This is a genomic window from Curtobacterium sp. MMLR14_002 (assembly GCF_001864975.1).
GTDB lineage: Bacteria > Actinomycetota > Actinomycetes > Actinomycetales > Microbacteriaceae > Curtobacterium > Curtobacterium flaccumfaciens.
Genome location: NZ_MJGT01000022.1, coordinates 1 through 404 on the forward strand (window position 1 = coordinate 1; position 404 = coordinate 404).

The window sequence follows — 404 nt, forward strand, 5'->3', positions numbered from 1 at the left end:
GCGACAAGAGCAAGCGCGCGACCCAGGACTGGGAAACGGGCAAGATCCGCGGGAGCCACGTCATCAAGGCGCTCGTCGACACTGATGGTGGGCACGAGAACTTCATGCGCTTGATGGCCTACCTCGTCAACCTCGCAACGATCGAGGTCGACGGCTCCGCCTTCCGCGTTGTTGAAGCGGGCGACGCGGAACTCGCTGCAGCGCTTAGAGGACGCTCGCGCGATGACATCCTTCCCATCATCGAGTCGGCGCTCGAGACCCCGCTCACGGAAAGAGAGATAGCGGCCTTGGCTGGCCGTAAGGAACACCTGGCGGAGTTTGAACGTCTGCTGCATGACCCGGCCTACATGAAGCAGAGGGTGGTAGATGGCGGAGCAGGCATCGAATCGGTGTGGCAACGATTT

1 protein-coding gene is annotated in these 404 nt (G+C 61.6%); it reads left to right on the forward strand.

Annotated elements, in window-relative coordinates; genetic code table 11:
* A partial coding sequence (locus tag BIU91_RS18755) for a hypothetical protein (RefSeq protein ID WP_216099636.1) occupies positions 1-404 on the forward strand: 404 nt, incomplete at both ends.